Source organism: Colwellia maritima, from assembly GCF_022669015.1.
In the GTDB taxonomy this organism is placed as follows: Bacteria; Pseudomonadota; Gammaproteobacteria; order Enterobacterales; family Alteromonadaceae; genus Colwellia; species Colwellia maritima.
This window is the reverse complement of the sequence record NZ_JAKKSL010000002.1, coordinates 359,443-379,437: the sequence shown is the minus strand read 5'-3', so window position 1 is coordinate 379,437 and position 19,995 is coordinate 359,443. Positions and strand designations below refer to the sequence as shown.

At 36.1% G+C, this 19,995-nt stretch carries 22 protein-coding genes and 5 pseudogenes; 11 read left to right on the top strand and 16 right to left on the bottom strand.

Annotated elements, in window-relative coordinates; translation table 11 throughout:
• Positions 1 to 155: 155 nt before the first annotated feature.
• Together L3081_RS11860 and L3081_RS11855 are read left to right on the top strand one after the other, a co-directional pair.
• A complete protein-coding gene (locus L3081_RS11860; protein ID WP_242286353.1) occupies positions 156 to 1,301 on the top strand; it encodes a GNAT family N-acetyltransferase in 1,146 nt (381 codons plus the stop codon).
• Positions 1,301 to 1,902, top strand: a pseudogene (locus tag L3081_RS11855) (DUF938 domain-containing protein). Before L3081_RS11860 ends, L3081_RS11855 begins: the two are co-directional and overlap by 1 nt.
• 4 nt (positions 1,903 to 1,906) lie before the next feature.
• Here L3081_RS11855 and L3081_RS11850 read toward each other — a convergent pair.
• The 6 genes and pseudogenes from L3081_RS11850 to L3081_RS11825 form a co-directional block, all read right to left on the bottom strand.
• Positions 1,907 to 2,442 (bottom strand): annotated as a pseudogene (locus L3081_RS11850) (peroxiredoxin family protein).
• Between the two features lie 120 nt (positions 2,443 to 2,562).
• Positions 2,563 to 2,817, bottom strand: a complete 255-nt coding sequence (locus L3081_RS11845) for a hypothetical protein (RefSeq protein WP_242286350.1) — start codon at positions 2,815 to 2,817, stop codon at positions 2,563 to 2,565.
• Complete coding sequence (locus L3081_RS11840) at positions 2,783 to 3,319, bottom strand: sulfite exporter TauE/SafE family protein (protein WP_242286348.1); 537 nt, start codon at positions 3,317 to 3,319, stop codon at positions 2,783 to 2,785. The genes L3081_RS11845 and L3081_RS11840 overlap by 35 nt, the downstream gene beginning before the upstream one ends.
• A gap of 401 nt (positions 3,320 to 3,720) precedes the next feature.
• Positions 3,721 to 4,743 (bottom strand): UDP-glucose 4-epimerase GalE, encoded by a 1,023-nt coding sequence (galE, locus tag L3081_RS11835; protein WP_242286346.1) that lies wholly within the window; start codon positions 4,741 to 4,743, stop codon positions 3,721 to 3,723.
• A gap of 20 nt (positions 4,744 to 4,763) precedes the next feature.
• Complete coding sequence (gene galK, locus L3081_RS11830) at positions 4,764 to 5,912, bottom strand: galactokinase (RefSeq protein WP_242286344.1); 1,149 nt, start codon at positions 5,910 to 5,912, stop codon at positions 4,764 to 4,766.
• Entirely contained in the window at positions 5,912 to 6,955 is a 1,044-nt protein-coding gene (locus L3081_RS11825) for a UDP-glucose--hexose-1-phosphate uridylyltransferase (RefSeq protein ID WP_242286342.1), read from the bottom strand. Before L3081_RS11825 ends, galK begins: the two co-directional genes overlap by 1 nt.
• A 159-nt stretch (positions 6,956 to 7,114) precedes the next feature.
• Between L3081_RS11825 and L3081_RS11820 the strand changes: the two genes are divergently transcribed.
• Positions 7,115 to 8,176 carry a LacI family DNA-binding transcriptional regulator gene (locus L3081_RS11820; protein ID WP_242286340.1) on the top strand — a complete coding sequence of 354 codons (1,062 nt, stop codon included), beginning with the start codon at positions 7,115 to 7,117 and terminating at the stop codon, positions 8,174 to 8,176.
• 52 nt (positions 8,177 to 8,228) lie between these two features.
• Here the strand turns inward: L3081_RS11820 and L3081_RS11815 are convergent, their stop codons facing one another.
• The 3 genes from L3081_RS11815 to L3081_RS11805 all read right to left on the bottom strand — a co-directional run bounded on the left by L3081_RS11815 (position 8,229) and on the right by L3081_RS11805 (position 11,403).
• Positions 8,229 to 9,218 (bottom strand): aldose epimerase family protein, encoded by a 990-nt coding sequence (locus tag L3081_RS11815; RefSeq protein WP_242286338.1) that lies wholly within the window; start codon positions 9,216 to 9,218, stop codon positions 8,229 to 8,231.
• A gap of 206 nt (positions 9,219 to 9,424) precedes the next feature.
• Positions 9,425 to 10,510 (bottom strand): glycoside hydrolase family 117 protein, encoded by a 1,086-nt coding sequence (locus tag L3081_RS11810; protein ID WP_242286336.1) that lies wholly within the window; start codon positions 10,508 to 10,510, stop codon positions 9,425 to 9,427.
• 11 nt (positions 10,511 to 10,521) lie between these two features.
• Entirely contained in the window at positions 10,522 to 11,403 is an 882-nt protein-coding gene (locus tag L3081_RS11805; protein ID WP_242286334.1) for a sugar kinase, read from the bottom strand.
• Between the two features lie 269 nt (positions 11,404 to 11,672).
• On the opposite strand from L3081_RS11805, the gene L3081_RS11800 reads away from it, so the two are divergent.
• The 5 genes from L3081_RS11800 to L3081_RS11780 all read left to right on the top strand — a co-directional run bounded on the left by L3081_RS11800 (position 11,673) and on the right by L3081_RS11780 (position 14,900).
• A complete protein-coding gene (locus tag L3081_RS11800; RefSeq protein ID WP_242286332.1) occupies positions 11,673 to 12,419 on the top strand; it encodes a hypothetical protein in 747 nt (248 codons plus the stop codon).
• A gap of 89 nt (positions 12,420 to 12,508) precedes the next feature.
• Complete coding sequence (locus tag L3081_RS11795) at positions 12,509 to 13,693, top strand: cellulase family glycosylhydrolase (RefSeq protein ID WP_242286331.1); 1,185 nt, start codon at positions 12,509 to 12,511, stop codon at positions 13,691 to 13,693.
• Positions 13,694 to 13,794: 101 nt separating this feature from the next.
• Entirely contained in the window at positions 13,795 to 14,106 is a 312-nt protein-coding gene (locus L3081_RS11790) for a hypothetical protein (protein WP_242286330.1), read from the top strand.
• Between the two features lie 261 nt (positions 14,107 to 14,367).
• Entirely contained in the window at positions 14,368 to 14,607 is a 240-nt protein-coding gene (locus L3081_RS11785) for a type II toxin-antitoxin system ParD family antitoxin (protein WP_242286328.1), read from the top strand.
• The gene (locus tag L3081_RS11780; RefSeq protein ID WP_242286326.1) at positions 14,607 to 14,900 is read left to right on the top strand and encodes a type II toxin-antitoxin system RelE/ParE family toxin; all 294 of its coding nucleotides are present in this window, start codon (positions 14,607 to 14,609) and stop codon (positions 14,898 to 14,900) included. The genes L3081_RS11785 and L3081_RS11780 overlap by 1 nt, the downstream gene beginning before the upstream one ends.
• 32 nt (positions 14,901 to 14,932) lie before the next feature.
• Here the strand turns inward: L3081_RS11780 and L3081_RS11775 are convergent, their stop codons facing one another.
• Positions 14,933 to 15,859 carry a putative phage abortive infection protein gene (locus tag L3081_RS11775; RefSeq protein WP_242286323.1) on the bottom strand — a complete coding sequence of 309 codons (927 nt, stop codon included), beginning with the start codon at positions 15,857 to 15,859 and terminating at the stop codon, positions 14,933 to 14,935.
• Positions 15,860 to 16,044: 185 nt separating this feature from the next.
• Here L3081_RS11775 and L3081_RS11770 point away from each other — a divergent pair.
• Positions 16,045 to 16,287, top strand: a pseudogene (locus L3081_RS11770) (transposase); the annotation flags it as partial.
• A 246-nt stretch (positions 16,288 to 16,533) separates the two neighbouring features.
• Here the strand turns inward: L3081_RS11770 and L3081_RS11765 are convergent.
• The 4 genes and pseudogenes from L3081_RS11765 to L3081_RS11755 all read right to left on the bottom strand — a co-directional run bounded on the left by L3081_RS11765 (position 16,534) and on the right by L3081_RS11755 (position 17,989).
• Positions 16,534 to 16,755 (bottom strand): hypothetical protein, encoded by a 222-nt coding sequence (locus tag L3081_RS11765; protein ID WP_242286321.1) that lies wholly within the window; start codon positions 16,753 to 16,755, stop codon positions 16,534 to 16,536.
• 58 nt (positions 16,756 to 16,813) lie between these two features.
• Positions 16,814 to 17,266, bottom strand: coding sequence for a type VI secretion system amidase effector protein Tae4 (locus L3081_RS11760; protein WP_242286319.1), 453 nt, complete (start codon positions 17,264 to 17,266; stop codon positions 16,814 to 16,816).
• Between the two features lie 119 nt (positions 17,267 to 17,385).
• A pseudogene (locus tag L3081_RS29065) lies at positions 17,386 to 17,618 on the bottom strand (transposase); the annotation flags it as partial.
• Positions 17,609 to 17,989, bottom strand: coding sequence for a VOC family protein (locus L3081_RS11755; protein WP_242286317.1), 381 nt, complete (start codon positions 17,987 to 17,989; stop codon positions 17,609 to 17,611). The pseudogene L3081_RS29065 and the gene L3081_RS11755, both read right to left, overlap by 10 nt.
• A 55-nt stretch (positions 17,990 to 18,044) precedes the next feature.
• Between L3081_RS11755 and L3081_RS11750 the strand changes: the two are divergent.
• Positions 18,045 to 18,341: pseudogene (locus L3081_RS11750) on the top strand (IS110 family transposase); the annotation flags it as partial.
• Positions 18,342 to 18,382: 41 nt separating this feature from the next.
• On the opposite strand, the gene L3081_RS11745 reads toward L3081_RS11750, so the two are convergent.
• Together L3081_RS11745 and L3081_RS11740 are read right to left on the bottom strand one after the other, a co-directional pair.
• A complete protein-coding gene (locus tag L3081_RS11745; RefSeq protein WP_242286315.1) occupies positions 18,383 to 18,853 on the bottom strand; it encodes a GNAT family N-acetyltransferase in 471 nt (156 codons plus the stop codon).
• A 55-nt stretch (positions 18,854 to 18,908) separates the two neighbouring features.
• Entirely contained in the window at positions 18,909 to 19,340 is a 432-nt protein-coding gene (locus tag L3081_RS11740) for an NADPH-dependent FMN reductase (RefSeq protein WP_338027353.1), read from the bottom strand.
• A 428-nt stretch (positions 19,341 to 19,768) separates the two neighbouring features.
• Here L3081_RS11740 and L3081_RS11735 point away from each other — a divergent pair, with 428 nt between their 5' ends.
• Positions 19,769 to 19,906, top strand: a complete 138-nt coding sequence (locus tag L3081_RS11735) for a hypothetical protein (RefSeq protein WP_242286313.1) — start codon at positions 19,769 to 19,771, stop codon at positions 19,904 to 19,906.
• Positions 19,907 to 19,995: the final 89 nt, after the last annotated feature.

Below are 19,995 nucleotides of genomic sequence, written 5' to 3'. Positions count from 1 at the left end.
GCTTAAACCTAAAAATCCTAAGTTTAAATGCTGCTTGGCGAATTAAGACTTAACGAAACAATACTTAACGAAACAATACTTAACAAAATAGTTAACCTAATTTACCCATATTGCAATAAAATAAACACTTTACGCAAAAGCATGGGAAAGTACGATTGAATGCCCAAATAAAAATTGATTATTTACGTAGTATTAACCAAGTATCAGTTACCGATTGGCAAAATGTAAACCAATCAACTTGTCCTTTCCTTTTTTATGATTTTTTTAGCGCGCTTGAAGAAAGCCAGTCCGTGAGTATTAAGCAAGGATGGGAACCTCACCATCTGGTCGCGTCTGTAAATGAAGAAATAATGGCCTTTATGCCATTGTATTTAAAAAGTCATTCTTGGGGCGAATATGTTTTTGACTGGGATTGGGCTGATGCTTTTCAGCGCTACAATATTAATTATTACCCTAAATTAGTTGCTACCATTCCATTTACACCAATTTGTAGTGATAAGGTTTTCTCTTCAACACTGCAAATTAAAGATTTATTTACCTCCTTAATTACACATTGCCAACAAGAAGAGATTAATAGTCGGCATATTTTATTCTGCGATGAAATAAAGTCTGTTTTACCTGATGATGTTTATCAACGTAACACCGTGCAATTTCACTGGTTTAATCGTAATTACCAATCATTCGACGATTTTCTACATAGTTTTACCTCGCGTAAGCGAAAAAGCACTAAAAAAGAAAGGCTTTCAATCAGTCAACAAGGGATAAAAACTCGCCAATTAAAAGGCAATGAAGTAACCCCTAAAGATATAGATTTTTTTTATTTAACCTACCAACTTACCTATTTAAAACGTGGTCATCAACCTCATTTAAGCTACGATTTTTTTAAACAGATATTTAATAACATGCCAGAAAATATTTTATTAATCATTGCTAATGATGCTCAAGAAGATGTTGCCTGTGCTTTGTTTTTGTATAACAACTCACATCTTTATGGGCGTTACTGGGGCTGTACTAAAGCGTATAGTAACTTACATTTCGAACTTTGTTATTATCTAGGTATAGAGTTCTGTATCAAAAATAAGATAAATACATTTAATCCTGGCACCCAAGGGGAACATAAAATAAAACGAGGATTCGAACCCGTTTTAACGCATTCATATCATTGGATCAAACACCCCGACTTTAAAGAAGCGATTAAAAACTTTTGTCAACAAGAGCAAATACATATGTTAACTTATCAACAACAATGTCAGCAGTTATTACCTTTCAAAAGCAACACTCAACCACATAAGAAAAAATAATGAATAAACCTTTCTCGCAAGCATGTGAAAATAATAAACGTCCAATTTTAAAACATTTAGCCGGTATTTTTGCCAACAAAAAACAGGTACTGGAGATTGGATCAGGTACGGGGCAACACGCCAGTTATTTTGGTGAGCATCTACCTAACCTAATATGGCAAACCAGTGATTTATTAGAAAACCATCAAGGTATTAACTTATGGTTAGATGAAGCAGCCTGCCCTAATGTTCTCAGACCAATTGTTATTGATTTAAATAAACCGTGGCATATTCCTCAAGAAAACTTCCCCCTTGATGGTTTATACACTGCCAATACACTGCATATTATTAGCCGGCCGTTAGTGGTTAAATTTTTTGAGGCGATAAAAGATAATTTAACGTCATCGGCTACGGTTTGTATATATGGCCCGTTTAATTATCATGGTAAGTTCACTAGCGACAGCAATGCTAATTTTGATTTATGGCTTAAAGATAGGGATAGTCAGAGCGGGATTCGTAATATTGAAGATATTATATCACTAGCCAATGCTGCGGGGCTTAATTTAGTTGACGATCATGCTATGCCGCCAATAATCGTCTTCTGGTTTTTACAAAAATATAAGTATTTATTTTACCCGCGCTAACTCAACATTTAACGCTTTTAAATTGTTAGCGATATCTTCTGCTGCCGTTTTCGGGTTGATATCATCATCAATTTTCAATATCTTACCTTCTTTTGAAATATAAAAAGTCACACGGCTCGCAACACGCACAAAATTCAACACATCGTATGCTTTCGCCGTTTCTTTGGTGGGATCACTAAGCATCGGAAAATCTGCGCCTGTTTTTTTAGCAAAATCTCGATTATCATCAAGGGGGTCAACACTGGCCATAAAATAGCTTGCGTTGTACTCTCTTATTAAGTGCCCTTTCTCAACGAGTGATTTACACTCAAACGTACAACCGCGCGTATTAGCCATAGGATACCAAGCTAAAACAACAACTTGTTTCCCTTTGTAATCACTTAACTGATAAAAATCACCTGTCGTGGCTTGTAAATTAAAGTCTGGCGCCGTTCACCAACCTTTAGGTCAGTGGCGTATAAACTAAAACTCGTGAATAGAGAAAATAGAATAGCGACTATTTTGAACCTGTGTTTCATATAAATTACCTTTAAACATAATATAAATTTAACTCTTACTTTTAATATACCTTATTTAACTGAATTTACCTTTTAAAAATCATACCAATGCCCTGCTATACCAAACATTTTAGTAAAATTTTATGTCAAAAGTCCTACACCCCCCTTATAAAGCAAACTAACCCCCGCCAGAAATAAGAAAAAATAACTAATGCGATAAATCATAGTAACACTCACCTTATTTAGTAAAAAATAGCCTAACGCTACACCAACAGGCGCTAAAGGCATCAAAATTAGTGACGTGGCAATATTGGTATCATCAAATGCACCTAGCCAAGTGTATGGGATCAATTTAACCACATTAACCACGGTAAAAAACCAAGCAAATGTACCCATTAGTATTTTTTTTATCCAAGTTTTGAGGGAGTAGATAAATACTAATAGGGGGGCCACCGGCATGAACACCAAAGCTAGTAAAACCGGCGATAGCACTCCAAAAGATGCCTTTGATTTTATTCAGCTTGCTCCCTTGCGTCACTCGTTTTTTAAACCAATGGTTTAGAGTAAAAACTAGGGCAATAGCGCCGATCATAATACGAATCATATCTGCTGAAAGATAACTAAAAGTAAAGGTTCCGATCAAAATACCGATGATAGCGCCTGGTAGAATAATCTTAAGGTTTTCTATACTACATTGGCTGCGAAAATTACGTAGCGCAAACATATCCATTGCGATTAAAATTGGTAGTAAAATAGCTGCTGCTTGAACCGGAGGTATTGCTATGACCATCAAGGGAATAGCTAGAATTGATATGCCTCCGCCAAAGCCCCCTTTACTCATGCCACACAACAATACCGCAGGAATTGCGCAAAGATAAAAAAAGAGATCAGTAATCATGAAAAATCCGTATTAAGCTGTAGGGTAATATGAAGGCGTCTGTGTATCACCATTTTAAATGATAAAGTAATAAATAGCCCGTTTCTATAACACTAAACATTGTGTCCTCATAAAATAACTAAAGAGGCAAGTATCCGCCATTAAACGTCTATACTTACCTCTTATACCATTAGTTTCATTAATAAAGTGATCTATTTTATACATAGAAAAAATTGCCAAATACAAAGCATCTATTTCAATAACGAGTTGTTCTAATTATGAAATAAATAACGAAGTAGTTGATGATTTTGGCAAGTAGAAATGGTCGCATAGTTAGTGAGATTGGCATTATTGTAAATTTTGAAAAAAGAAAACAAAGTTAATTGCCCAATATTGATAGGGTATTGAGCAATTAAAGATGATTAAAGATAACCGTTAGGATTTTTAGATTGCCAGTGCCAAGTATCCACCATCATAGTTTCTAAACTTCGGGTTGCTTGCCAATTAAGTTGTGTTGTCGCTTTATGTGCATCTGCCCAAAAAGCAGGTAGATCACCAGCTCTTCTTGGGGTTACTTCAAACGGTATTTTTATGGCGGTGGCCTGCTCAAATGCTTTTATTATTGCAAAAACTGACGTGCCATTCCCAGTGCCTAAATTAAATGCTTCAACCCCGTTAAAATTAGAATGATCATTTAACCAATTTAAAGCACAAACATGACCTTCGGCTAAATCCATCACATGTAAATAATCTCGCTCACAACTACCATCTTTGGTTGGATAATCATCACCAAATACGTTCAATTTATCTCGTTTACCAACAGCGACTTGTGCCAAAAAAGGTAGTAAATTATTAGGAATACCACTTGGATCTTCACCTATTTCACCACTTTGGTGTGCACCAATGGGGTTAAAGTAACGTAACGAAACACCTCTAAATTCGGGATCTGCAATGGCGTAATCTGCCATAATACGCTCAACCATCACTTTACTTGCACCATAAGGACTTGAAGGTGTGCCTAGTTTCATGGTTTCTACATAGGGTATTTCGTTTTCTTCGCCATAGACCGTTGCCGATGAACTAAAGATAAAATTATGTACTTGATGTTTTGCCATGACTTCTAATAAGTTAAGTGCTCCAAATACATTATTTTGATAATAACTAAGAGGAATATTACTGGATTCACCAACCGCTTTTAATGCAGCAAAGTGAATAACACAGGCAATATCATGCTGTTCAAACACTTTATCGAGTGCCGAAGCGTCTCTTATATCCCCTTCAATAAACGTGACTGTTTTCCCTGTCAGTTTCATAACACGGTTTAAAGATTCCTCACTGGAATTAACTAAATTATCAAACACTACTACCTGAAAATTATTTTCAAGCAGACTTAATACGGTGTGTGAGCCTATATAACCAAGACCACCTGTAACTAAAATTTTCATTTTATAACCTTAGACATTAGTCATTTAACACTAAAAGCACCATCCACAGCAACACAAACATAAATGTCTGCCTGTAAACCTGTTTTAGCTTGATATTGCTCTTCTATGCTAGTGCGTACTTCTGCGATTAAATCATCAGGAGTTAATGCAACAACACACCCACCAAATCCGCCACCTGTCATACGAACACCACCACGGTTACCCAGAGTAACGTCGATAATTTCAACCAAAAAATCTAATTCTGACGTTGTTATTTCAAAATCATCTTTCATTGAAAGATGAGATTTTGCCATCAAATCACTCATGGTCTCCATATCATTAGCGTTTAATGCTACTAGCGCTTGTGTGGTACGTGCATTTTCAGTAATGATATGTTTAGCACGCTTATAAATGTCTGGCGCTAAATTAGCTTGTTCTTTCTCTAATTCAATCAAAGTAACGTCACGCAAAGCAGGTTTTTGAAAGTGTTTTGCTGCAGCTTCACACTGCTTACGTCGAGTATTGTACTCACTGTCAACCAAACCACGTTTAACATTCGAATTAACAATAACTAATGACATACCTTGGGGAATAAGCGCATGTTCAAATGCTAAGCTACGGCAGTCTAATAACATGGCATGGTCTGCTTTACCCATAGCAGAAACAAGCTGATCCATAATGCCGCAGTTACAGCCAACAAAATCATTTTCAGCTTTTTGCCCCATTAAAGCAGCTTTAACTCCATCAAGTGGAAGTTTGTTTAAACTCGCAAACGTTTTCAACACAACCATTTCAAAACTTGCTGAAGAACTAAGTCCTGTGCCCTGTGGTACATTACCTGACACGACAAGATCTGCGCCCTTAATTTCTGGATACGTTGCTAATAAAACCCCAATAGAACCGCGAATATAATTTACCCACATGTGCTGCTGACTAAATTGAAGATCATCTAAACTAAAGCTGTTAGTTTCGCCATTACAATCTATAGCTAACACATTCACAGTACGATCAGAACGTAATTTGGCTGCGATATCTGTACCAAAATTGATAGCTGCGGGAAGTACAAAACCATCATTATAATCAGTATGCTCACCGATTAAGTTAACACGCCCAGGGGCATGAAAAACTTGATCAGGCTGACAATGGTAATGTTGAATAAATAATTCAGTGATCATTTGTGTTCTGGCCATTATTTTGACTCCTTATAATGAATAGGAGAAACATCTCGCAACCTTTGAGCAGCTTGCTCTGGCGTTAAATCACGTTGAGATTCTGCCATCATTTCATAACCAACCATAAATTTACGCACAGTCGCTGAACGCAATAAAGGCGGAAAGAAGCTTGCGTGTAATGTCCATTCTGGGTGTTCTTCACCATCATAAGGTGCGCCATGCCGCCCCATTGAATAAGGAAATGAACAATTAAATAAATTGTCATACCGTATGGTAATTTGCTGAATAGCATCAGCCAATGAACGTTGTTGTTCAGAAGTTAACTCTGTCATACGCGAGATGGCAAAACGTGGAATTAATAAGGTTTCAAAAGGCCACCCCGCCCAATAAGGAACAACAACTAACCAATCGGCATTTTGTACAACTACACGTTCGCCTTGTTCGGCTTCACGTTGAGCATAATCGAATAATAAGTTACTACTATGTGCTTGATAATAGGCCGATAACGCTTTTTGTTTTTTACTCACTAACGTCGGTAATTGTTGTTGAGACCAAATTTGACCGTGAGGATGAGGGTTTGAACAGCCCATCATTGAACCTTTGTTTTCAAAAACCTGAACCCATTGATAATGTTGACCTAATTCTTGGCATTGCGCCTGCCATGTAGAAATCACCTCAACAATTTCATCAACACTCAGTTGTGGCAATGTTTTACTGTGATCAGGTGAAAAACAAATAACACGACTCTCACCTTGCTCTGTTGCCATTTTAAAAAGCGGATCATTTGATTCAGCCTTTGGCGTATCAGTTTTTAACGCAGCAAAATCATTAGTAAAAACAAAGGTTTTTTCATAATTATCATTCACTTCGCCATTAATTCGTGTATTTCCCGCACATAAAAAACACGTTTCATCATAACTAGGTCGTTCATCTTCATCTATGGTTTCTACTTGCCCTTGCCACGGCCTTTTAGCACGATGCGGAGACACTAATACCCACTCTTCAATTAGTGGGTTAAATCGACGATGTGGATGCTCGGTGGGGTCAAAAATAGTATCCATAGAAACCTCAAATGTTATTTAAAATAATTTTCAATACAAAAAGGGTAAACGTTTTCATTTTTTAAATCAATATATATTTTTATTTCTAATAAAATAATCTTTATATTGCTAAAACAAAGGGTATAATGAATTATCAACTAAATATAAAACGTTTACATTATGTCAACTATTAAAGATGTTGCTCGCATTGCAGGAGTATCAATAGCTACCGTTTCTAGGGTGGTAAATAATGGCCCTAAGGTGGGCAAAAAAACCAGAGAAAAAGTCACTCAAGTGATGATTGATCTTGGCTATACCCCCAATGCTAATGCAAGAGCTTTAGTAACCCAAAAATCAACCACTATAGGCGTGGTTATACCTGATTTAACGGATCCATTTTTTGCTTCTCTTGCTAGCGGAGTAGACAAAATAGCCCGCGATCACAACATGCAATTATTACTCAGTACTGCTCAACAAAGTGCAGAATCTGAAAGAGCTGCAATTAACTTACTGATAGAAAGACGTTGCCAAGCTATTGTTTTACATAGTAAAAAACTTTCTGATGCCGAATTAATCAGTTTGTGTGACAAAATTCCTGGGCTTATATTAATCGACCGAGTAATTGAAGACATAAAAGACAAATGCGTTTGGTTAGACAATGAAGAAGGCGGAAAAATTGCCGCTAGGCATCTCATGTCATTAGGACATAAACAGGTAGCCTGCATAAGTAGTAAATATCAAATTGAAGATCCTACCTTAAGATTAAGTGGCTTTTCGCAGGAATATAACAAAGCAGGCATAGTTATTAATGACGCTCATATAGAATATGCCGAGCCAAACCAACAAGGGGGCGAAATAGCTACGCAACGTTTACTTGCCTCTAAAGAAGCCTTTTCAGCTATCTTTGTCTACAACGATGCAATGGCTATTGGTGCAATTTCTACCTTAGAAGATAACGGATATAAAGTACCTCAGGCTATTTCTGTGATTGGTTTTGATGATGTGTTAATTTCGCGTTATTCCAGACCTAAATTAACCACACTTCATTACCCTATCAATGAAATGGCACAGCAAGCAGCCTTATTGTCGCTAGATTTCTCTTGTAAAAAAAGTCAATTAAAGGGTAATGGCTATAAATATATTCCACGTATGGTTAAACGAGAGTCAACCACGAAAAGGGATAACCAAGTAATCCCTTTTCAAACAGACCTGTATAGGATTAACCAAGCAACTTACGACTAAAAGCCATGAAGGCATAAATTACATATATTAACTATGGGTTTTACAAACTAGACTATTTTTTATCTAAGTCGATGCTTTCAAAATGATAAATAATTGTGCGTTTATATTCTTCGTTAGGTTGTAAAATACTATTAGGAAAATGGCTAATATTCACAGCATTAGAATAATTTTGGGCTTCTAAACAAACGCCCTGATAAGCCCTAAACTCACCACTAAGCCCTACTCCCGTATACAACTGCACAGCCGGTTGGTCGGTAAACAACGTCATTTTAACACCATTGTTTTTTGATAATAATACCGCCTTAGGGATTGTTATCTCGGTATCGTCTAATACAAAACAGTGATCAAAACAGGCCATTTCTATTAAATTACTATCTGTTGTATTGCTTTGTTTATCTCCTATATTAGCGAACTCGGTAAAATCAAAATCCGAATTTGCTACGGGTAGAATATTGCCACTTGGCAAACCATTATCTTTTCGTTCAAGCATATTAGAAGCATCTAGTTGCAAATCAAGTAACTCACAACTGTTTTCGCCTAAATTAAAGTAAGCATGATTGGTAATATTAATAGGGGTTGGTACATCCACAGTGGCATGATAACGCATCTCAAGTGCATTATTTTCCGTTAAATGGTACATCACTTGTAAATTCAATTCACCCGGAAAACCTTGGTCGCCATCGGGCGATTTAAGCGTTAAAGTGACTGCAGAACTTGATGATGACTCTATTTGCCAATATCGATAGGAAAAATTATCACCCCCACCATGAAGGCAATGTTCATTTTCATTTTGGGCTAACTGATAGCTAACACCTTTTAAGTCAAATTTTCCTTCTTCAATTCTATTACAAACTCTGCCACACGTTGCTCCTAAATAAAAAGCATCTGCTAAATAACCATTTGGATCAGGGTAACCCACTGTCATCTCTGTTGCTACACCATTTACCGGAAAATGAATAGATTTAATACGAGCGCCGTAATTAATAATTTCTACTGTCATTCCTTGATTGTTTTCCAGACACACTGTTTGTAATTCTTTCATTAAAATATATGACCTTTGAGTTTAGACCTAGCGACTAAGATATTTACTATTGAGAAAATTAGATCAACATCTACTAGATATTCTATTTTTGTTAAATGTTTATGCTATTACAATGATTACAATAAAATAACAAAAACAACCTAATATAGTGATACTAACTCAGCCAATTGATTTAAAAAAGCACCTAATAAATAGGTGCTTAAAAATTAACTAATATTTTGAAAGGTGCCTACATCGAGTATTTGCCGTTTAATTGAAAATTTACAGATATAATTCCAGTTCCAACTTGAATCATATTTATGACAAAGCCCCCATGATAAACCTGGTGTAGCTAGTTCTTTGCCGCTTTCATCTCTAAACAACCCTATTGCCTCAGGAGCCCCTTTAATATGAGCCTTTATATCAAAATTTTCCCCATCAGCGGCAAACTGAATAGTATTCTTTTCAGGACCATCAGTTGTTAGCAATGTTGCAACACCACCTTGATAATTCCATACCACTACTTCATGACCGCTATTTGAAATAGGATTAAGTTCTGATTTAATATAAGGCCCCTCAATGTTGTCAGCAACGGCAACACCGTGTTTTATTTCACGCCCACCGAAGTTCATTGACTCTCCCATGGTTTCACCTTTGTAATACAAATAGAATTTATTATTAAAAAATAGCAAACAAGGATCATGCACTTTATGGCTATCAAAGCTGCCTTTTTCATGTACTATAAATCGACTGTCTTCTTCACCTTTCCATTGTCCATCTTGGCTTGGGCTTAAAATTGGTTCATTCGACTTTTGCCAAGGACCATAAGGTGAATCAGCGCTAGCCAATGCAACTTGTTCAATTTGTCTATTGGTATAAGGAAACTGTACCGTTTGATAAACCAAATAAAAGCGATCGTTATGATGTAATACTTCCGGCGTAAAAATAGCTCTGTAATCAAAGCTGCCTATAGTACCTCTAGTGATAGCCACGCCCTGCTCTTTCCAAACAACGGTGTCTTCTGAGGTAGCATGCCATACTTCAGTTAAATCCCAAGGAAACACTTTATCGTCTGGATTGTCAGAACCAAAACCTACAGTTTCACCTTGACCTTTGGTATACCAAATAGTGGTAAATACCATCCACTTTAATAACGGATGATGGGTCTCGACGAATAACACCTTCTTCAAAAGCAAAATCACCTTGCAACTCAACAACATCAAACTCAACCATCCAAGAAGAGTCTTTTTCATCGTAACCTCTTTCAATCGCGCGTTGGTCGCTAAACTTAATTTTTTATTAATATCTTTCATTTTATTAACCTTTATATCTCATTGATTACTTGGTTATACAGCGCTGTAGGCATAATAGCACCACGATGTTGCACCACTAGCCCTGCTACTTTTGCAGCTTGGTTTAAAGACAACGCAATATCATTATTGGTGATGCGTTGTGATAAATAAGTTCCTGCAAACGAGTCACCTGCTGCGGTAGAATCGACTTGAATTGGTGCAGGTTCAAAAGGCAGATGAACGACAAACTCATTTTCAAAATAAACAAACGTCCCCTTTTCACCGCATTTAATGACAATTTCTTGTACGTTAAAACGTTGGCAATATTGTGCTATTTCACTATGCCCATTATGATTAAACAATGCTTGATGGTCTTCTTCACCAGGTAAAATAATATCACTCACCGAATACGCTTTTTCCAACCAATGAATTGCATGCTCTTTGCTTTGCCACATTGCAGAACGATAATTAGGATCGAAGGCAATTTTAATTCCTTTATCACTCAAACCTTGAATAAATTCAATCAGCAGAGCTTTATCTAAATCAGATAAAATAGCGAATGAAATACCACTAAAAAAAACACAATCTACAGCCGGACAGGTTTCAATTAATGTTTTAACAGGTTTCATTACCATCATTTGCGTTGCTGCGGAATTTTTACGCCAATAACTAAAGCTCCTTTCTCCCTTGTCATCAGTAGAAATAGCATAAATACCAATTGTATGTTTGTCTGACATTAGCGTAAAAGAAGAACAGATACCTTCTTTTCTCCACTGAGACACCATTGTTTTACTGATGTCATCATTGCCAATGCCTGTAAAAAATAAGGCATCGAGGTCTGGACTGTTACGTTTTGCATAGACTAAAGCGTTATACGTATCTCCAAAGAAACGACCGTGAATAGCTATCTTCACCTTGGCGAGTTAACTCCATCATACATTCACCAATCGCTAATAATGTTGGCATATTTTAGTTCTCTTTTTATGCGCATTCTAAACACTGTAAACAATTAGTATGTTTAGAATCGCATTAATAGTGTTGTTATAGTTTTTAATCATAACTTAACATACACTTATTGTTAACAATTAATTGTATTTTATATGGCTTTTTAGTGTATGCTAATTACCAATAAACATTTTAAACCAACATAATAAAAACCAAATAAATCAACTAAGGTGATGAAATGATAAAAACAATTAAGGAGCTTACTGTGTTACAGCAAGTATTGGCTATAATACTTGTAATAACACTCGTCAGCTGTGGTGGTAGTGGTTCAAGTACAGGTGAAAAATCAGTAGAAACACCGACTACGCCTACAGAGCCTATTACAGATACAACTCCCAATGCTTTTGACTTTTCGGCTAAAGGTAACGTTGAGCCAGATTCATTAATAGCATCTGCACAAATCACAATTTCAGGCATAAATGCTCCCGCCAGTATTAGTATCACTGGCGGGGAATACTCGATAAACAATGCTAACTTTACTTCTGCTGCCGGCACGATTAAGAACAACGATAAAATACAAATAAGCATTACCAGTTCAAGTAACCCCCTTACTGAATCAATAGCTCAATTAACGATAGGTGGTACTTCTGGTACATTTCGCATCACCACTAAAGCGGTAAAAAGCTTTACCGGTGTAAATGTTGATATAAATTTCAATACTAAGCATAGTGTTGGTGGAATAGAAAGTTTTGATCGTCAGAAGTTTATAACCATCCATGCGTCAGCATCAGAAAATGACTGGGGTGAAAACGATGCACATAGCCGAAATGCACCAAATAAAGATCCGAACCTAATGGTTAATTTTGTAACTGATAATGATGTTTATTTTGGGCGAGATACTGGTTCTATTGGTTGGGCTCTTCGTAATGTTAATGAAGACCCGGTAAACCTGGCTTTGTCGATGAAGCTATCGCATCGACGGTAGGTGGAAACTTTCGTTGGACCTATGCCAATAGCACAGCAAAAAAATACTCTGACGCTCGCTTACCTCAAATAGAATCCCGTGGTCTGGATATGATCAAAGGAGGACAACAACACCCCTATTGGCCTGAAGGAACAAGTATTTCACCAATAAATGGTAATACGTGGTCATTTTCACAAACAGATACTAATGCTGAGCCTTTAGGTACAGCAACAGGACACTATATGGGACTGTTTCTTGCTAAATTTTTTAGAAATAGTGATGTTGAATCATGGGAGCCCAAACCAAAATATTTTGAGATAATGAACGAGCCGCTATACGATTTAACAACAGTAAGAAACCCTAACAATGCTGATTATGTTTCACCAAAACAAGTATTTGACTTTCATAACACAACCAAAGCTGAAATTCGTAAAATTGCAGAAAATGATGATATTTTAGTAGGAGGTTACACAACTGCATTTCCAGACTTTGATAAAGATAATTTTCAACGTTGGGAAGAACGCGATAAATTATTTATTGATACCTCTGCCGCTCAAATGGATTTCTATTCCATTCACTTATATGACTTCCCTTGCCATCAAAACACGGAAAAATATCGTTCCGGCAGCAATGTTGAAGCAACATTGGATATGATGGAAAATTATAGCCGTATTGCGATAGGTAGCATGAAACCCTATATTATTTCTGAATATGGTGCTGCTAGCCATTGTGTTAGAAATGAAGGTTGGAGCCCGCGTAAAGATACTTATGTTTTAAGAGCAACTAACTCATTGTTAATGAGTTTTTTAGAACGCCCAAACGTGATCGCTAAAACCATTCCGTTTATTGTGGTTAAAGCTGAATGGGGTAGAACAGATGTACCTTATGGCCCTCGTCTTATGATTCAAGAATTTGAGCGTTCTGGCGTCGACACTGAAACTGATTGGGTTTATTCAGATTTAGCGCTGTTTTATAACTTATGGTCTGAGGTTAACGGTACACGCGTAGACACATGGTCATCTGATTTAGATATACAAACGGATGCCTATGTTGACGGTGACGATGCTTTTATTATTTTAAATAATTTAGAGTTTACTGATGTTGAAGTGAAGCTAAATGCTTATGGACTTGATACTTCAAATATCAGCTCTGTAACGCTCAAACATCTACATACTAGCGACGACGCGATGGAAGCATCATCAATTAATGAGTCAATTAGCAACAGTTTACCTAACACAATTACGCTTGATGCTGAAGGAACTATGATTATCAAAGTCACCTATGCCGGAATATAACGGTTGATCAAACGAGCCAAGAAGTTAAATATTTTTCAAATAACTTTAAACAAGCAATATCAGCTAACTCAGACATTACCTTTAACATTAACGACGTTGTAATGGGTACCAATGGTGAAGCTGTTTTACGTTTAGGCATTGGTCGCGACCACGGTAAATCATTACTACCAACTGTTAAAGTTAATAACACAACCCTTACTGTTCCTGCTGATTTTAGGGGTTATGATCAAATCCAAGGAAAAAAATATTCTGGCCGTGATAACTATTTTGGTGTGATTGAAATCCCCGTACCACTGGTTACACTTCAAACTAGCAATACCATCACCGTTAACTTTTCTGATACTGGCGGTTTTGTTAGCACCGCGGCATTACAAGTATTTACAACAAGTAAACTACTCACCAGAAGTCAGTAAAACAATATTGATTGCATTGGAAGAATGAATGAGCGAAAAGCGTGTACCTCGTCAGGCAGTAGGCCCCTATTTTTTAGGGGCTAGCATGGTTTATTTCGAATTTTATTCATAGTTTGAATTTATCGTGAGTGGCCTGAATTTATCGTGGGAGGCCTGATTAGCTGCGAGCAAAAAGCCAACTGTTTATTGTCTATATAATTGTCTTATTATATTTTTTATACCATAATCCAATATATATTGGTACTTTAAAGGTTTTACATTATGGCTAAGAATACAAGCGTAACACTAGGCGATCATTTCGATCAATTTATAAATCAGCAACTTAATTCAGGCCGTTATGGCTCAGCAAGTGAAGTAGTACGTCTTGGTTTAAGAGCCTTAGAAGATCAAGAAACAAAGATAATGAATATACGCAATATGCTAATTGAAGGTGAAAACAGTGGCGTCGCAGATTACTCGTATGATTCTTTGATATCAGAGTTGGACAAAGACAACCACTAATGTCTAAATTCGAATTATCAGGAAAAGCCAAAAACGATTTAGTAAAAATTGCCAAGTATACACAGTTAACTTGGGGTACAGCACAAAGAAATGATTATTTAAAACTGTTAGATAATACTTTCCATCAATTAGCCAACGAACCTATGCTAGGCGTTAATTGCGATTATTTAAGAAAGGGTTATCGAAAACTCCCTCAAGCTAGTCACGTAATTTATTATAAAGAACGCAAAAAAAACCATATTTTAGTCGTTAGAATATTACACAAAACTATGGATGTTAACCGAGCACTCTGATCAGGCCACCCATAATAACTTAATAACGTTTGCTACTTATCAAGGGTGGCCAGATATTCTTTAACAAACTGGCTATCACCGAATGCTTCATTTCCCAAATGATCAATAGACTCAATTAGAGCAGGGTTGTATTTATTGCCAACTTTGAGTGGCATATGCTCAAGAAATTGATACCTAATTATTAACCGCTTAAATTTAATGAATGAATCGTTATCGCTATAACAGTTAATGGCAAGTAGCTGAGTAACCTCATAACTAAGCACAGAACGAACCAAATTTGAGTAAAACTTTTCTTCATTAGAAACAGGAATTCTCTTTAATAACTCTTCAGGGCATTCAAGTCCTATTTGACTACCTGGATGTTTTGTGGCGATTAACTTGAGAAGTTGGTACATGGTTCGATAAAAATGACCAACCAATTCATTTTGGCTTTGAAGTTTGGCTTTAGCATCTCGTAAAGTAACTTTATCGTCTCGTGTACATTGGGTATAAACTTGTTTTAAATCAGACCCACCATCACTCCATTTGTCTTTACGGGCTGTGCATAATAGACTCATTATTTGGTTATGCTGTTCAAACAATGAAAAAAATGTATTTTCGAAGCGTTGCTTTTCTTGTGTAATAGCTTGTTCAGAAAGAGCAATCGAAGATGTTTTTATTTCACTCCTTGTTAACCGAAGCTCCTTTTGCTGTAGGACAATTGTTATCAACAATCCCATAAATGTAAGGAAAGTTAAAACAGGATTTAGCATTCCCCCAAAGTAATCACCAAATGCACCAAAACTTTTATTATCGTCAAAAAAAGAAAAAAGGTTAGTTACAAAAATAACCAGAACTGAATAAGTAGCAACTTGAAATAATCGAAATAAATTTCTTGAAGTATTATCATTAGAAAGCCCAACAAAACCTAAAAAAACCTTATATGCTTTTAGGTTATACTGATTCCATTTATTGTTCATGAAACTATCCTTGATTTGAGTGCTAACGAGGCTGTTGAATTACTCGATTTTTATTGTCTTTGCTAATATCTGAAACATTAACTGACTTTGAACAGTGATTCAAATGAATCCTTTGTTTTTATTTTGATCGTAGATAAATGGGGTCAGGTACAAATTAAATTATGTGTACCACCTCCTTTTAAATTTTGCCCATACTCAAGTTTTTACTACTGATATTACAACATGTGTTACCCAAAGGATTACAGCGCGTGCGTGATTACGGGTTGTTGTCGTCAGGCGCTAAAAAACTGCGATTGCTTATTCAATTACTGTTAATGCCTAACCACAATTGGCTGCCACCAAATAGTGAGGTAATAACCCGCGCCAGTAGAATATGCCCATGCTATCAACATAAAATGCATTGTATTGGTATCACGCGAACGAGGTAGCCGAAAGGCGAATAGTATAAGGATAATGGCTAAAATGAAAACCAAAAACGAGGAAAAGAAGAAAGTCCCTACATTTCGAGACATCAATAGACTTCATGACTCCCCCTAGAATTAAACGCCTCAGCAATAGGCAAATATCAATTGGTTAAAATAAGCGACGCACGAGCAAAAGCCAACTATTATTTATCCCTATTTAAATGCTTGTTCGAATAAGGTATCGGCTGACGCGACACCTATTCTTATTTGTTATAATTTTTTTTGCATCACACTTTTATAATATTTAGATGCACCTAAAGCACCCAGTATAAATAATACACATGAAACACCCAAAAAAACTTTGAAATATTTAGCTGCATCATCTTCACCTTGAGATATAGGTCCAAATAGAAAGCCAATAAGATAAAAAGATAAAATGCTTACCCCGATCCCAAAAATGCCACCTAATAAGGCTATGATAATTTTTTTCACGTAATTGATCTCCAGAAAATTATTTCTTTCGATTTTTCAAAATCAGACCATACGCCCTCTATAGATAGCCTGTTGAAATTCTTAACCATGATGTCCAGTCAGTTAATCTTGACCCATTCCATAAATCAATATGATCCCCTGTTGGATAGTTAACTGGATCGCTATTTCTTAACCAATAATCTTTGAAGTAGATTACTCCTTTTTTACCTGAAATATACTTTTTAAAGTCTTTAGCAGGAACACTTACTCCTTTCTCAAAGGATTGTGGTCTAACTTTTTTAAGAGCATTAGCAAATTGTTCAGCTCTTAGTATATGCCCCTCTGATTTAGGGTGGTGCCGGCAATGCTCTGCTCCAGGTAGTGTTGTGGTGTTAAATCCACATTTAGCTAAAGCATTCCCAACACGGATAGCGCATTGGTTTGAAAAAGCGGGTTTATTATCAACTATACATGGATTATCAACATCACTTATTGTTGCATGTGCTTCCCATAAATCTTCAAATTTAATCAATTTAAACTCCTTGTAAATGTTAATTAACGGCGAACCTTTGTAAAAATTATAACGAGCTTGTAGAATAACTCGTTTCATATTATTTATTTAATCAAAATACTCTAACTGGATTTTTTCTATTAACAATCAAAAACGTTTACGTTTTTGGCAATTTTATTTTTTTGTACTAAACAGTACAATTGCCATTGAGTATTGACTTTTTTTGTCCGTGTAAGGTGAATTTGTTCATGCCTATATTAACGGTAATGTTGCCAAATACCGGTTCAATTGCACCCAAACGCTTGCTCTATAGCGGACGACCTATTGGGCTATCTATTTTAACTTTCATTTTGTCAATGTAGTTTAGTTGTTTACACATGTTTGGTCAATTAGGATTGAGTTACCATCAGGATCTTTAAAAGAGAAACTAGAAGGGCCACTTTCACCGTTAATAGATTTTTGTATTATATTGACACCTTGAGCCTCAAACTCATTTAAAAGTTCTCTAACGTCTGTAAATGATTCTAATGTTTTACGGCTTTGATCCCAACCAGGATTGAATGTCATTATATTCCCTTCAAACATTCCCTGAAATAATCCTACTTTATGATTTCCGTTTTTTAGAACTAACCAATTTTGAGATTGATCTCCCCCAACTATCTCAAAACCCAATTTTTGATAAAAGACTTTAGACTCTTCGATGTTACTAACCGACAAGCTTATTGAAAATGCACCTAATTCCATTTAACACTCCTTAGTTTGATTAAAACACGAGACATATTGATTTCACGAGGCTAGCATGAATAACTTTAACATAATTTTTATCGGATTCTATACACTTAAAACGTTTACCCAAATTGCTGTTTTAAAAGATGACCGTGGTGCTAAACCTGAGTCCTTGGGTAAAATGAACACCAATAAATCATCCTTTATTAAACTTGCAAGGCAACTACAGTCCAAATACCCAAAGACAACATTACATTTATTGAGTTGACCCATGTGGGTACTGGATTTACCGACTATTAACCAGTTTAACCATTGTTGCGATATCGTTGCCCCATCACTCATCCCTAAAAAATCAGGTAACCGAGTCAAGGATTTATCATGGGTGGCCTGATTAATTCTGTTAGCAATATTTTACTCCAATGCCTGCCTCATTTTACGACCACCAACAGGTATTAAACCATTTTTTTGGTAAAAGTTTAATGTTCGCTCAAATTCGGGTAAAGGTGGAGTACATAACTCTATGCATGACCAATCATTTTGCTTTCCGTATTTTTTAACTTGTTCTATTAACATAGAACCCACACCAGAAGCCCTAAATTCAGGAGAAACATAGAACTCTTGGATCACACCAATTTTGCCACCGTATAAAGCATATGCTTCTGTAAAAGTAACAACGGCAACGGGGTTATTATGATATTCACCAATAATAGCAACGTAATGTCCGTCACGAATTAGTTCACGACAACGCTTAATTGTGCTACTGAGGCTAATATCAAAATGCTGTGCTTTGGTTAATTTACATATTTCATTTGTAAGATCAACAACCAGAGAACCGATGACCTCTGAATCCTCTAATTTAGCCACTTTAAAATTAATTTGCATACGGACTCTTGAATATTGCTAACGCTCACGAAATAGGTGTGAGCTTGTGAGCGTACTAATTGACGCGTTTGTTAAGTTTTTGAGCTTGGATTTCGTCACAAAATCTATTGAGACCTTCCTGTAAAATACTTGCGATAGCCTTGTTTTTAATGATCCCATCACAATCTAAACCACTGCTGAGCAACGGTATGGAAACATAAGCTTTTTCAATGATGTTACCAGACATAGTTATAAGGACTTCTCGTAAGTGCGTTTGCGCATGAGATGCTCGTGGTGATGTATTTATAAGCATTATAGGCTTGTATGGAAATTCTACTCCACTTACCAACCAGTCAAGAGCATTTTTTAACGGGCCACTAATACCATGAGCATATTCGGGTGTTGCCAATATTAACCCTGATGATTTATTTAGAAATTTTTTCAGGTTTTCTAAAGATGGAATACTCTCATTCTCACGGTCTGGGTTGAATAAAGGTAAATCACCAATGTCACCGACAACTATTTCAACATTCTTTGGGCGCTAATATCTTTAGTGCATTTATTGCTGCGGAATTGTATGAGTGTTTACGAAGGCTCCCCGACAATGCCAAAATTTTTAAACTTTCCATTAAGAACAATACTTCCTCGGGGTGAAACTTAACGAGCTTGTAGATTAACTCGTTTTTATATTATTTATTAATCAAAATACTCTAACTGGATTATTTTCTTTTAACAATCAAAAACGTGTACGTTTTTAGCGATATTATTTTTTACATCGTTAACTTAACGAAATAGTGGTCTAGTAACTTTATGGATTTTACCAGGCCACCCATAATAACTTTTTACACTTATTAATCCTGTTATCCGAACCATATACCTGACCATGATGTGAATTGATTTAATAATGAATAACCTAATTGACGTTTTGATATTATTTTGATTTATCGTGGTTGCCCTGATAAGTACTCAACATCAATAAAGTTAGGTCAAAATATTAACTTTGCAAATATTTATGCTAAATCAATCAATGTGCTGTTTGCCGGACGTTTACTCAACATTAGTGGTGTTGTGTAAATAATAGGCAAAAAAATGCGTCTATAAACATAGACGCATAAAAACATAAAACACTAAGGGAAATAACATTACTAATAGTTAAGAGTGTA

What these genes read in the sequence shown, in the direction of transcription:
- L3081_RS11845 (WP_242286350.1), bottom strand. Translation starts at nt 2,817, where the DNA reads ATGGGTACATTTGCTTGGTTTTTTACCGTGGTTAATGTGGTTAAATTG.
- L3081_RS11840 (WP_242286348.1), bottom strand. Translation starts at nt 3,319, where the DNA reads ATGATTACTGATCTCTTTTTTTATCTTTGCGCAATTCCTGCGGTATTG.
- galE (WP_242286346.1), bottom strand. Translation starts at nt 4,743, where the DNA reads ATGAAAATTTTAGTTACAGGTGGTCTTGGTTATATAGGCTCACACACC.
- galK (WP_242286344.1), bottom strand. Translation starts at nt 5,912, where the DNA reads ATGGCCAGAACACAAATGATCACTGAATTATTTATTCAACATTACCAT.
- L3081_RS11825 (WP_242286342.1), bottom strand. Translation starts at nt 6,955, where the DNA reads ATGGATACTATTTTTGACCCCACCGAGCATCCACATCGTCGATTTAAC.
- L3081_RS11820 (WP_242286340.1), top strand. Translation starts at nt 7,115, where the DNA reads ATGTCAACTATTAAAGATGTTGCTCGCATTGCAGGAGTATCAATAGCT.
- L3081_RS11815 (WP_242286338.1), bottom strand. Translation starts at nt 9,218, where the DNA reads ATGAAAGAATTACAAACAGTGTGTCTGGAAAACAATCAAGGAATGACA.
- L3081_RS11810 (WP_242286336.1), bottom strand. Translation starts at nt 10,510, where the DNA reads ATGAAAGATATTAATAAAAAATTAAGTTTAGCGACCAACGCGCGATTG.
- L3081_RS11800 (WP_242286332.1), top strand. Translation starts at nt 11,673, where the DNA reads ATGATAAAAACAATTAAGGAGCTTACTGTGTTACAGCAAGTATTGGCT.
- L3081_RS11795 (WP_242286331.1), top strand. Translation starts at nt 12,509, where the DNA reads ATGATCAAAGGAGGACAACAACACCCCTATTGGCCTGAAGGAACAAGT.
- L3081_RS11790 (WP_242286330.1), top strand. Translation starts at nt 13,795, where the DNA reads ATGGGTACCAATGGTGAAGCTGTTTTACGTTTAGGCATTGGTCGCGAC.
- L3081_RS11785 (WP_242286328.1), top strand. Translation starts at nt 14,368, where the DNA reads ATGGCTAAGAATACAAGCGTAACACTAGGCGATCATTTCGATCAATTT.
- L3081_RS11780 (WP_242286326.1), top strand. Translation starts at nt 14,607, where the DNA reads ATGTCTAAATTCGAATTATCAGGAAAAGCCAAAAACGATTTAGTAAAA.
- L3081_RS11775 (WP_242286323.1), bottom strand. Translation starts at nt 15,859, where the DNA reads ATGAACAATAAATGGAATCAGTATAACCTAAAAGCATATAAGGTTTTT.
- L3081_RS11755 (WP_242286317.1), bottom strand. Translation starts at nt 17,989, where the DNA reads ATGGAATTAGGTGCATTTTCAATAAGCTTGTCGGTTAGTAACATCGAA.
- L3081_RS11745 (WP_242286315.1), bottom strand. Translation starts at nt 18,853, where the DNA reads ATGCAAATTAATTTTAAAGTGGCTAAATTAGAGGATTCAGAGGTCATC.